Origin of the sequence: Bradyrhizobium uaiense, from assembly GCF_010811875.1 — a bacterium.
Classification (GTDB): domain Bacteria; phylum Pseudomonadota; class Alphaproteobacteria; order Rhizobiales; family Xanthobacteraceae; genus Bradyrhizobium; species Bradyrhizobium uaiense.
In genome coordinates this window covers 16,638-27,934 of record NZ_VKHP01000115.1, presented here as the reverse complement: position 1 = coordinate 27,934, position 11,297 = coordinate 16,638, and the positions used below count along the sequence as shown (strand labels likewise).

At 64.2% G+C, this 11,297-nt stretch carries 11 protein-coding genes; 8 read left to right on the top strand and 3 right to left on the bottom strand.

Annotation, left to right across the window (positions count from 1 at the left end; genetic code table 11):
- Positions 1 to 187 precede the first annotated feature (187 nt).
- The 6 genes from FNJ47_RS25180 (at position 188) to FNJ47_RS25155 (ending at position 7,046) form a co-directional block, all read left to right on the top strand.
- Complete coding sequence (locus FNJ47_RS25180) at positions 188 to 415, top strand: hypothetical protein (RefSeq protein ID WP_163157966.1); 228 nt, start codon at positions 188 to 190, stop codon at positions 413 to 415.
- A 140-nt stretch (positions 416 to 555) separates the two neighbouring features.
- Positions 556 to 1,986, top strand: a complete 1,431-nt coding sequence (locus FNJ47_RS25175) for a caspase family protein (RefSeq protein WP_165445848.1) — start codon at positions 556 to 558, stop codon at positions 1,984 to 1,986.
- A 72-nt stretch (positions 1,987 to 2,058) separates the two neighbouring features.
- Entirely contained in the window at positions 2,059 to 4,095 is a 2,037-nt protein-coding gene (locus tag FNJ47_RS25170; RefSeq protein ID WP_163157962.1) for a pyrroloquinoline quinone-dependent dehydrogenase, read from the top strand.
- 370 nt (positions 4,096 to 4,465) lie between these two features.
- The gene (locus tag FNJ47_RS25165) at positions 4,466 to 5,176 is read left to right on the top strand and encodes a molybdate ABC transporter substrate-binding protein (protein ID WP_236000091.1); all 711 of its coding nucleotides are present in this window, start codon (positions 4,466 to 4,468) and stop codon (positions 5,174 to 5,176) included.
- A 179-nt stretch (positions 5,177 to 5,355) separates the two neighbouring features.
- Positions 5,356 to 6,336, top strand: a complete 981-nt coding sequence (locus tag FNJ47_RS54765) for an MBL fold metallo-hydrolase (RefSeq protein WP_163157958.1) — start codon at positions 5,356 to 5,358, stop codon at positions 6,334 to 6,336.
- Positions 6,337 to 6,752: 416 nt separating this feature from the next.
- A complete protein-coding gene (locus FNJ47_RS25155) occupies positions 6,753 to 7,046 on the top strand; it encodes an HdeA/HdeB family chaperone (protein ID WP_163157956.1) in 294 nt (97 codons plus the stop codon).
- 367 nt (positions 7,047 to 7,413) lie between these two features.
- Here the strand turns inward: FNJ47_RS25155 and FNJ47_RS25150 are convergent, their stop codons facing one another.
- Positions 7,414 to 7,875: a PaaI family thioesterase gene (locus FNJ47_RS25150; RefSeq protein WP_163157954.1), complete on the bottom strand. Its 462-nt coding sequence runs from the start codon at positions 7,873 to 7,875 to the stop codon at positions 7,414 to 7,416.
- Between the two features lie 44 nt (positions 7,876 to 7,919).
- Entirely contained in the window at positions 7,920 to 9,395 is a 1,476-nt protein-coding gene (locus FNJ47_RS25145) for an amidase (RefSeq protein ID WP_163157952.1), read from the bottom strand.
- A gap of 409 nt (positions 9,396 to 9,804) precedes the next feature.
- Between FNJ47_RS25145 and FNJ47_RS25140 the strand changes: the two genes are divergently transcribed.
- On the top strand, positions 9,805 to 10,107 hold the full coding sequence (locus FNJ47_RS25140) for a hypothetical protein (RefSeq protein WP_163157950.1): 303 nt from the start codon (positions 9,805 to 9,807) through the stop codon (positions 10,105 to 10,107).
- An 88-nt stretch (positions 10,108 to 10,195) separates the two neighbouring features.
- Entirely contained in the window at positions 10,196 to 10,426 is a 231-nt protein-coding gene (locus FNJ47_RS25135; protein WP_076858713.1) for a hypothetical protein, read from the top strand.
- Positions 10,427 to 10,554: 128 nt separating this feature from the next.
- Here the strand turns inward: FNJ47_RS25135 and FNJ47_RS25130 are convergent, their stop codons facing one another.
- A complete protein-coding gene (locus FNJ47_RS25130) occupies positions 10,555 to 10,761 on the bottom strand; it encodes a hypothetical protein (protein ID WP_163157948.1) in 207 nt (68 codons plus the stop codon).
- Positions 10,762 to 11,297 lie beyond the last annotated feature (536 nt).

Genomic DNA, 11,297 nt, shown 5'->3' with positions numbered 1-11,297 from the left:
GCCGCCACTTGTACTTGTCCCTGTCCCATTCAGCGCATTTAATGTGCCGCCGCCAAGATTGCGCCCCCTCGCAGTGCTGAATTTGCGCCACGCGCCGCTTTGTCGATCAACAAATGTCGAGCGGCAAGTTATCTATGGGTAGAGGTATTGCAGGGTGTTTCCACGGCTGCGGGGGAGAAAGACTGACATGAAAAGCTTCACGGTTGCTGCCGTCATCATGGCGCTGATCGCGACACCGACCCTGGCCCAGGGCCGGCGAGGTGGCGGCGCGGGCGATACGAAGACGGAGCAGAAGCCCAAGGTCGACGAAAAGGCCTACAAGGCCGCGCTCGATCGTATCCCCGAGCCCAAGGAGAAATACGATCCCTGGGGCGTCACCAAGCCGGCCGCCGATCCGGCCAAAAAACCGAAATAGTAGCTGAATAGTCCGGCTCAGCGGACCTCTGCGACAATTCGACAGCAGAACCGGCGTCGGTCGGCCGCAGGTTGCCGCTCGGCATGAACCTTCGCCTGACGGCCTCCGACCCATCTGCGATGCCATTGTCGGAGGCCGCCATGCTTCGCCGTTCGCTCCTCAGCCTGATCGTTCCGGTTGCGATCCTGTTCGGTGTCGCGCCGGCATCGGCGGAAAGCCGCCTGGCGCTGGTGATCGGCCAATCGGCCTACAAATCGGTGCCGGCGCTGCCCAATCCGGCCAACGATGCCAAGGCCATGTCACAAATGCTGACCGATGCCGGATTTGCGGTGACGTCGGCGTCGGATCTGTCACAGGACGAGATGCGGGCAAGGATCAGCGATTTCGCCGGCCAGGTGGCGGCGAAGGGCGCCGACACCGTCGCGCTGGTGTTCTATGCCGGCCACGGCTTGCAGATCGACGGTGAGAACTATCTGGTGCCGGTCGACGTCGATCCTAAGCGTGAGGCCGATATCCCGATCCAGGCGGTTCGGCTCAACGACATCCTGAACACCTTGACCTCGGTGCCGAGCCGGATGCGCATCGTGCTGCTCGATGCCTGCCGCAACAATCCTTTCCCGGAGCTCAGCAAGACCGCCGGGCACGGGCTCGCCATCATCGATGCCAAGGTCGGCGCGCCCGGCACCTTTGTGTCGTTCTCGACTTCACCGGGCGCGGAGGCCGAGGACGGCAGCGGCGCCAACAGCCCCTATACGACCGCGCTGCTGGCATCGGGCAGGGAGCCTGGAATCCCGATCGAGGACACCTTCAAGCGCGTTCGTCTCGCCGTGAACAAGGCGACCGAGGGCCGCCAGACGCCGTGGGACTCCTCGTCGCTCACCGACGATTTCCGCTTCATGGCGGGTGCGGCGGCCTCGCCTGAGGCGACGCCGAAGCCGGCGGCGGCGAAACGCACCGTCGATGAATGGAAGCGCGAATTGCAGGGCAAGCCGATCGAGGCGGCCAACGAGCTGATCGTGGTCGACGGCACCGACGAAGCCTATGAAGCCTTCGCGGCGATCTTCGCCGGCACGCCGCGCGGCCTGCAGGCGCGCGACTGGCTCGACCGTCATCGCCGCATGGTGGCGTGGAGCGACGCGGTCCTCGTCAACACGGCGGCCGCCTATCGCAGCTTCCTCGTGCAATATCCTGATAGCGACCTGACGGCGACCGCGCGCAAGCTGATCGAGCGGTTGCGCTATCGTCCCGATCTGGCGCCCGCCGCTGCGCTCAGCGTGCCCGCGACCAATGTCGCGCTGGCGGCGCCGACCTGTCCCTGCAACGCGGTGCCGCCGGCGCAGCAGAAGGCGACCGTAGCGCCCGCGAAGAAGCTGGCTGTTCCCGATCCTCAGCCGCGGCGCGCAGGCAAGCGTCCGCCGCGTGTCGTGGTCGAGGATGACGTGGTGGTGGTGCGCCGTCCGCCTCCGGCCGTGGTCTATGAGCCTGTCGGACCGCCGATCGGAATCGGAATTGGCATCGGCGGCGGATATCGCGGCAATTATGGCGGCGGCTTCCACAGGGGTGGATACTGACGCGCCAATCGCGTAAAGGCTTTTCCCGCATGAGATGCGGCGCTTGATGATCGCATCTCACGGGAGGACGCAATGCGGTCCCTGTTTCGCCTGCTCGCCGCGCTTCTGCTGCTGGGTGTACAGCCGGCGCTCGCCTGGGAGTATTGGGGCGGCGACCGCGGGGGCACGCGCTTCTCGCCGCTGACGCAGATCACATCGGACAATGTCGGCACGCTGGTGCGCGGCTGGGAATTCCGCACTGGTGATCTCGACGCGCGGCCGCCCGACGTCATGAAGCGCACCAAGTTCGAGGTGACGCCGCTGTTCGTCGAGGGCAGCCTGATCTTCTGCACGCCGTTCAACGAGGTGATCGCGCTCGATCCCGGCACCGGTGCGCAGAAATGGCGGTTCGATCCGCAGATCAGCATGAAGCAGCGGCCGGCTAACCGCTTCGTCTGCCGCGGCGTCGCGCACTGGACCGATGATCGTGCGGCCGAAGGCGCCGCCTGCAAGTCACGCATCTTCACCGGCACCAATGACACGCGCCTGATCGCGCTCGACGCCAGGACCGGCAGGCCTTGCGCCGATTTCGGCAATGGCGGCGAGATCAAGATCGACGCCGGAATGAAGCTGGAATGGCCGGGCGAGTTTCAGATCACGTCGGCGCCGGTGACCGGGCGCGGCGTCGTCGTGGTCGGCTCCGCGATCGGCGACAACCGTCGGGTCGATGCGCCGCTCGGCGCGGTGCGCGCGTTCGATGCGCGGACCGGCCAGCCGCGCTGGTCCTTCGATCCACTGGTGCATAACGGCATCGAGGCCGGTCACAGCAATGTCTGGGCGCCGATGTCGGTGGACGAGGAGCGGGGCCTGGTGTTCCTGCCGACGACATCGCCCAGTCCGGATTTCTGGGGCGGCAAGCGCGTCGGCAATGACGAGCATGCCAATTCCGTCGTCGCGCTGCGCATCGAGACCGGCGAGCTCGCATGGGCGTTCCAAACCGTGCATCACGACGTCTGGGACTACGACCTGCCGGCGCAGCCGACGCTGGCGCGGATCGACACCGCCAACGGCATGCGCGACGTCGTGATCCAGCCGACCAAGCAGGGCTTTGTGTTCGTGCTCGACCGCGACACCGGCAAGCCGGTGTGGCCGGTCGAGGAGCGCGCGGTGCCGCAGAACGGCGCCGAAGGCGAGAAGCTGTCGCCGACGCAGCCGTTTCCGACCCACGTGCCGCCGTTGCTGACGCAGCGCATGACGGCCGATGATATCGGCAGCATGCTGCCGGGCGTCGGGAGCTCGGCTTGCGAGAGGCTGCTCGCGCAATCCCGCAACGAGGGCCTCTACACGCCGCCGTCGACGCAGGGCACGATCGTCTATCCGATGACCGGTGGCGGCGTGAACTGGGGCAGCGCGGCGTTCGATCCGGTCAACCAGATCATGTTCGCCAATGTCAGCCATGCGGCGCATGTCATCACGCTGATTCCGCGCGACCAGGCCAAGGGCTTCAATCCGCCGCCCGGCCATGATTTCGGCCAGCAGGAGGGCGCGCCGTTCGCGATGTCGCGGGCGCTGGCGATGACGCCGGTCGGGACGCCCTGCAACAAGCCGCCGTGGGGCGAGACGGTTGCGGTCGATCTCAAGGCCGGCAAGATCCTCTGGCATTCGTCGGTCGGCACCAGCGAGGATGTCGCGCCGCTCGGCATCGCGCTCAACACCGGCACGCCGCTGGTGAATGGCGTCGCGATCACCGCGGGCGGAGTGCTGTTCACCGGCGCGATGGATGCCTATCTGCGCGCGTTCGATGTCAAGTCGGGAAAGCAATTGTGGCTCGGCCGGCTTCCGGTGCCGGGCGTCGCCAATCCGATGACCTATCTCTGGAACGGCGAGCAGTACGTCGTGATCGGCGCCGGCGGCCATTCCGAGGCCGGCACGACGATCGGCGACAGCGTGGTGGCATTTCGCCTGCCGCGCCAGGGCGAGAGCGCTTCGCTGTGGACGCGCCTGATCGATCGTCCCGGCGGACGATTTGTGCTCAAGGTGATCGAGGCGGTGCTTTTGCTGATTGCGCTGTCGGCGCTCGTCGCGCTGCTGTGGCGCCGGCGGCACGCGCGCCGCTCGCGATCCGCCTAGGTGCTCCCTGCCGCAGGTGCACGCTGCCAAAAAATCGAAAACAACCCCATGCACAGTAGCCGGCGGCTGCCGGCGTTCGAAAAGCAACTTGACACGTCGGGCAACTCAGGGGCATTTTTCTAATATTCCGAAATAGTGCGAGCGACGCCGGGCTCGGCGCCGATTCGCCCGCCTTCGACTGGTCCGGTATTGGTTGCAGTCCGGGCTTCTCATCAACGATCTTCGACCGCCGCGTTTTGACCCATCTGAGACATTAAGCGCTCAACCTGGACCAGTGTAGCGTCCACCTGCGATCCAAAAGCTCAGGTCATATTAACTTTGAGGGCACATGAGGACGTTTTCTTTCGCTGCAGTGGGTATCTTGGCCGGTATGATGCTGTCATCAGCTGCGACCGCAGCAGAGTTGAGGGTTCTGACCGGTGGCGCCATGACAGCGGTGTGGTCGGGTCTTAAGCCGAAGTTCGAGCAAACCTCAGGTCACAAGCTTGATATCTTCTTCGGCACCACCCCGAACCTGATCAAGGAAGCGACCTCTGGCAAGCCATTCGATATCGGTGTCGTCCCGATCGAGGTGATGAGAGACGCCGCGGCGCGATCACACTTCGCAGCCGGGCCGACGCTGGACATAGCTCGCGTCGGCCTCGGTGTCGCGGTTCGCGCCGGTGCGCCGAAGCCCAACATCTCCACGCCCGACGCTTTAAAGGCTGCCTTGCTCAAGGTAGAATCGGTCGCCTCGATTCCGGAAAGCGCAACCGGCTATTCAATCGCGAAGGTATTCGATCGCCTCGGCATCACCGAGCAGATGAAAGCCAAGATGAAACCGCAGCCGACGCCGGCAGAGGTCGTCGCTGTGGTCGCCAAGGGCGAGGCTGAACTCGCGCTGTTCTTGATGAACGTCTTGACGGTGCCAGGCCTCGACGTGGTTGGCCCGTTCCCAGCTGACTTGCAGCAGGATGTCGTATTCACGGCCGCCCTCGGTGCGGGCACGAGGGAAGCCGGAGCCGCGAAGGCGCTCGTCGACTACCTGAAAACGCCGGACGCCATATCGGTGATCAAGAGCAAAGGTATGACGCCGGGGTGAAACAATCAGCTAGTGAAGAAGCGTACGCTGGCGGCATGTCGGCTGATGGCCCTGGATGTGTGAAAAGCCTATGACCCATCTGCGACGTTGGCCAGCAATCCGCACCGCAACTCCCTGCCGCCACGCTGTAGTGTGCTATCCTTTCGTATCGAGCACAGATCGGATCGGAGGTCCTCGGCATGAGGCGAATTTTTGTGGCTGTGACGGCGGCGATGACGTTCGCGACCTTGCCGAGCACCGCACGAGCTACGCCCTGCCTTGTCGTGACGCTGACCGGCACCCAAGGTGGGCCAACAGTGTTCAATGGTCAGGCTGGTGCTGGAACATTGGTGAGCTACGGCGATGACAGTAATGGCTGCGCAGCCGTCAGGCTCCAATTCGACGCCGGTCGCGGCACGAGCATGCGGCTTTCGCAGGTCAAGGTGACGCCGGTACAACTCAGCGCAATCTTCCTCACACATATTCATGGCGACCATACTGAGGGACTGCCCGACGTGCTGGCTTTGCGTTGGTACCTTAAGGGCTCAAAGGTCGACGTCGTTTGCAGCGCAGACACAGTTACGCGGTCCGGGTCAGTCAATAGTTGCCGAAACTACGTCACCCATATCGCCGATGCATTTATTCGGTCGGGTGAGGTCGCTGAGCGGCTGTCCGAGGATCGCGAGCGCCTTGCGGGCGGACCGGCAGAATTGGCTAATGTGCTGACTTTCGAGCCGAAGGAGGAGCCCCAACTCGTTTGGGCGTCCGGCGACGTAAAGGTCAGTGCCGTCCGTTCAACGCATATCGCGGGGCATGCGTCGTATCGCGTAGATACACCGGCTGGGAGTGTCGTTATCGGCGGCGACGCGAGCAACGACACGCCGGCTCCGCCCCGATCCCACTCCACGTCGGATCAGGTCGAAAAGTTGGCGCAGGGAACCGATGTCATCGTACATTCGGCGATACATCCGGTGCTGGGTCCTGACCGGGGGCAGCGGCTTCCCCGCGCCGACCTTCTATCGGCAGAGCGAAGCCACCGACCTTGGCGCAATGGCAAAGCGAGTGGGCGCGAAGTACTTGATGTTGACTCATCTTGCTCCCTCGCTCGGCACTGCACGACACAATCGCTGGGACGTGCCAGGCGGCCCTCTCACGGAAGCAGATTACCGCAGGGCCGTTGAAGAGAGCGGCTATACGGGGAAGACCATCGTGGGCAGTGACCTGACCACACTTCGATTGCCGCCGCAGTGAATTTCATAAACCGATGTCCAGCGATCTGCTCGATGTCGCCTATCGGCCCCGGGCGGACATTCACCAAGGCATCGTCGACGTCGGCTTTCGAGAGCGAAACGGACCTCGCTATCCCCGCGCGCATACACCGGGCTTTCGACTACACGCCCGTTCTCGTCACGTTTTAGAGCGGCGCCGCCACACATCAGAACCACGAATTCTCAATCCGTGCATCGAAACGACGTGCGCGGCGGTCGGTGCGGTGTCATGCTTGCGTTCGCCACGGTGCCTCGTCTACGACGCGCGAGCGGACGCGCCGGACTTCCGGCGACCCGTTGATTTCAGATTATTGTCCATGGAGATTGCGATGAAGATCACTGCCTCGATCATGCTTGCCACCGCGCTCGCGCTGTCGTCCGCGCCGGCTGGCGCCACCGTCCTCGATCTCTCGACCATGACCTGCAAGCAGTTCGTCGAAGGCGGCGACGACACCATCAAGATGGTGCTGGTCTGGATGGACGGCTGGTACAAGGGCGATTCCGACGAGGCGATCATCGATACCGACGTGTTCACCGAAAACGCCAGGAAGTTCGGCACCTATTGCGGAAAGAATCCGACCATCAGCATCGTCAACGCCGCCGAGGCGGTGCTCGGCAAGTAAACCTGCCACGCAAGCTCCTCGTGGAGCGTGAGCCTCGAAGGATCGACGGCCACCAGCCGGGCCGATTCATCCTTCGAGACGCGCGCGAGAGCGCGCTCCTCCAGCGACAAAGGCGAAGCGCGGGGATGACGATGATGGGTGTTGCGGCTGTCTGATTCAACTGTCAAACGGCTTGCTCAGTGTCATCACCCGCGCATGCGGGTGGTCCAGTATTCCAGAGACGGTCGTGCTTGAGCCGATAGGCCGCGGCGTACTGGGTCGCCCGGTCGAGCCGGGCGACGACAACAGTAGATGCGGACAAAGCCTCACATCTCTCAGGATGACGGTGAGGCAGCGTAGTCCATTCCACGCGCGTCGCGTCGGCGTCCTATCCCGGCAGCATCGCGAACGCGCTCGACACCATCGCCACCGGCTTGTTGTCGGTGGCGGAGAGGAGCGTGACGCGGCCGAAGCTCATGGTGCGGCCGAGCCGGACCACGCGGGCGTCGGCCAGCACGTCGGAGGCGGTCACCGCGCGCATGAAGTGCGTGGTCTGGTCGACCGTCGTCATCGGCCGATAGCCCTTGTTGGCCGCGAGATTGGCCAGCACCATCGCGGTGTCGGCGAACGCCATCAGCGCCTGGCCGCAGACGATGCCGCCGTTGCGGCACAGCCGCTCGGAAAACGGCATGCGCAGGATCGCGCCGGGTTGCCGGTCGGGATCGCCGCCGGCGGGGGCTGCGATGTCGAATTGCTCGATCGACAGATTGAGGTCCTGCACCCATGGCGCAAAGACGTCGCCGAGCACGCGTTTCGCGTCGTCGATCCCGAATTCACCGGCCTGCTGCATGACGTTCCGTTCCCTCCGCAAATATTTTTGCTGCTATTTGTTGCCTAGTCGCGCGTGACATGCACGCTCGGCCTCTTACCGTCATTCCACTTGCCGTCGATGGCGCGTTCGATCTGGGCGGCGAGCTGCAGCAAGAGGCCATCATCGGCCTGCTTGCCGATCGCCTGGATGCCGAGCGGCAGGCCGTGCTCGTTGGTCGCGAGCGGCAGCGAGATCGCCGGGATGCCGCAGAGATTGGCGAGCGGCGTGAACGCGAAATTGCGCCAGAGATTGCCGAACCAGTCCAGCACCGACGGGTTGTCGCTGATGGTGAGATATTCCGTGGTGCCGACCTTCGGCGTCGGCAGCGCCGTGATCGGCGTCAGGATGATGTCCCAATCCTCGAAGAAGGCGCCGAAGCCGCGCGAGGTGGTGTTGAAGACAGCCTGCATGCGCGCGCGGTCGGCGAAGCTGAAGTCGCGGCCGTGCTCCCAGATGCGGATGTTGATCGGCTCGATCAGATCCGCCGGCGGCCGTTCCAGTCCGCGCGCGGCGAGCATGTTGCCGATCACGACGGCGAAATTGCTGATGTAGCAGGTGGTCTGCGCTGCGAAAGCCTGGGTGTAGTCGATCGACGGCAGTGCGTAGTCGACCTGATGGCCGAGGCCCTCGAGGAAGCGTCCGACCCGCTCGAGCTCGGCTGCGATGTGCGGCGTCGCGCGATAGTCACCCCAACTGTGCGACAGCGCGATCTTGAGCCGGCCGGGGTCGCGCGCGATCATCGCCATATAAGGCTCCGGCGGTGTCCAGAACGGCATGAACTCGCCGGGCGCAGGTCCCCGGCCGCTGTCGACGAAGGCAGCTGTGTCGCGCACCGAGCGCGACTGGCAGCCCTGGATCGAGACGAGGCCAGTGAGATCGGACAGATGCGGTGCGAGCGAGAACACGCCGCGCGACACTTTCAGCCCGATATTGCCGTTGACGCCGGCGGGAATCCGGATCGAGCCGCCGCCGTCGGTGGCGTGCGCGATCGGGACGGCGCCGGCGGCGACCATCGCCGCGCTGCCCGCCGACGAGCCGCAGGTGGTGTAGTCGGTGTTCCAGGGATTGCGCGTGACATAGACTGCGGGGTTCTCGGCCGAGCTGCACACCCCGAACTCCGGCGTGGTGGTGCGGCCGATCAGATTGAGGCCGGCCTTGCGCAGCTTCGTCGTCAGGAAGGTGTCGGCTGCGGCGCGATTGCCGCGCATCATCAGCGAGCCCATCTCCTGCAACCGGCCCTTCAGCGTCGGGCCGAGATCCTTCATCAGGAAGGGCAGGCCGGCGAACGGGCCGTTGAGATCGGCACCGTCGCGCGCGGGATCGGCGATCACGTCGTCGAACAGCTCGATCACGCCGGAGAGCGCGGGATCGACCTTGGCGACCGCGGCGGCGGCCTGGGACGCAAGCTCCCGCGGCGTCAGCTCGCCGCTCCGGACGCGCTCGGCGAGCGCCGTTCCGTCATGCTGCGTCCACTCGTCCCAGCTCATCGCCAAAGTCATTTGATCGATTCCTTTTCTGCTTTGTTGCGCACTGTAATTTGCGCCGCCGCCCGGTCAAATCGTCGCGCGGACGCTGCGCTCTGACGCGCGGGCGCTACGCTCCGGCGCGCGGGCGCGACGCTGCAAGCGCCGTGCCCGGCTTGAAAATGCCCCAGTTTCGGCGCCCAATTACCCTCGTCAGCGGTGGGGGCGTACATGTTCCGCAAGTTGGTATTGCTGGCGTGATCGCGATCGGGCTTGCGCTTGGTGGTTGCACGCGATGCGGTCCGATCTGGGACGACTGGATGCAGTCCCCGAAATCCTGCAAGTCAGACAATCTGTAGGGCAGGGGACAGACGCTCGCCAGACACGCTTGGCGACGGCTTTCTTGCGGTGATATACCGCGGGCGAAAATGCAGGGAGCGTTCTTATGAGAGTTTTGTGCGCAATCGCGGTCGCGGTGCTGCTGTCGGCGCCGGCCTATGCGCAAATGCCGAACGTCAATCTGATGCCTGAGGTGAAGACCAAGACCCAGGAAGAGAAGGACCAGGACGCGATCACCGACCGGGCCTACAAGAACTCGCTGAGCAAGATTCCGGATGCCAAGGGATCGTCCGATCCCTGGGGCGTGGTGCGCAGCGACCCGCCGAAGGCGGCAGCCCATCCCGCCAAGCCGAAGACCAGGACCGGCAGCTCCACGCAGCCCGGCAGCTCGACGCAGCGCAGCCAGTAAGGGCCGTTCGCCCGGCTCCTGCGGACTCGGATTCTCCCGGCGCCGCCCCTATATTGAGGGCGTCGTCAGTTGGTCCGGAGTTGCGGCAATGGTGTTTCGTCCGCGCGATCTCGCCAGCCGGATGGCCGAGCGGCGGAAGCCGGATGACGGCTATCTGCGCGAGACCTTCAGCCTGCCACGCGATCAGGCCCGCTTGCGGGCGCGTGACTTTCTCGAGCGCTACCCGAAGGCCGCCTATATGAGCGCCGTCGAGAGCTGGCGCGAGCTTCCCGGCGGCGACATCGAGTTCACGATGCGGCGGCTGGCCAGCGCCGACTGAAGCGTTTTCGCGCGCAGCGGACGCCGGCCCGCGTGGAGCTCTTCAGGACAAGGGTCCCGAGCGTCGGCGCTGATTCAATCCGGAGACCGGGCTGTCATCCCGGCGGAGCGAGCGGGACGAATTGCGCCTCATTTCCCATCGCCGCGGTCACGCGTCTGTCCCCGCCCGAGAATGTTCAACTCACGGTCGATCCGCAGCTGCACGCGGCGGATCGCCAGGAGATCGAGCTTCGCCTCGGTCTTGCCTGTGAAGACCCGATCGCCGATCTGGAAACGCCATTTCCAGACGCCGGCCGCGAGCTGCGTGACGCTGAATTCGACGCCCTTGTGAATCATCTGGAATGGTTCCGCGAATGAATGGCGGTCGTCGATGATTAAACTAAAGGTTGCAGCAATGGTTAAAACCCGCAAAGCGCTAGAGCATGATCCGGAAAAGTGTGAAGCGGTTTTCCGAAAAGATCATGCTCAAACAAGGAGCTAAAGCGCGATGATGATTCAACCCAATCTCATCGCGCTTTAGAGTAAAGGCTGCGCCCGTTCGGGCGTCGTTGGGGAACTCCCGGACGGGATCCATTGGCCAGCGGCACCGCTCGTCACGGAGGCGCAATTCGCATGGATTGGGCTGGGCCAAAGCCATGAACACTGCTGGAACCCGAGTCTTCCCTTGAACGCTACGGAGTTTTCTTAGGCGTCAGGAGGGATACCAAGGTAGTATGCAGATTGTGCCAGCCGCTCTCCGGATGCCGCTAATTCTGCTGATAACCTTTTGATTGTCCGAGCAGTTTCAGACGGCGGTTGCACTTCGTGCTTTCGGAACTTTGTTCTTGCCCGGAGAACTACGGACCGGGGCCGGCGATCGCCGGATGCCGATG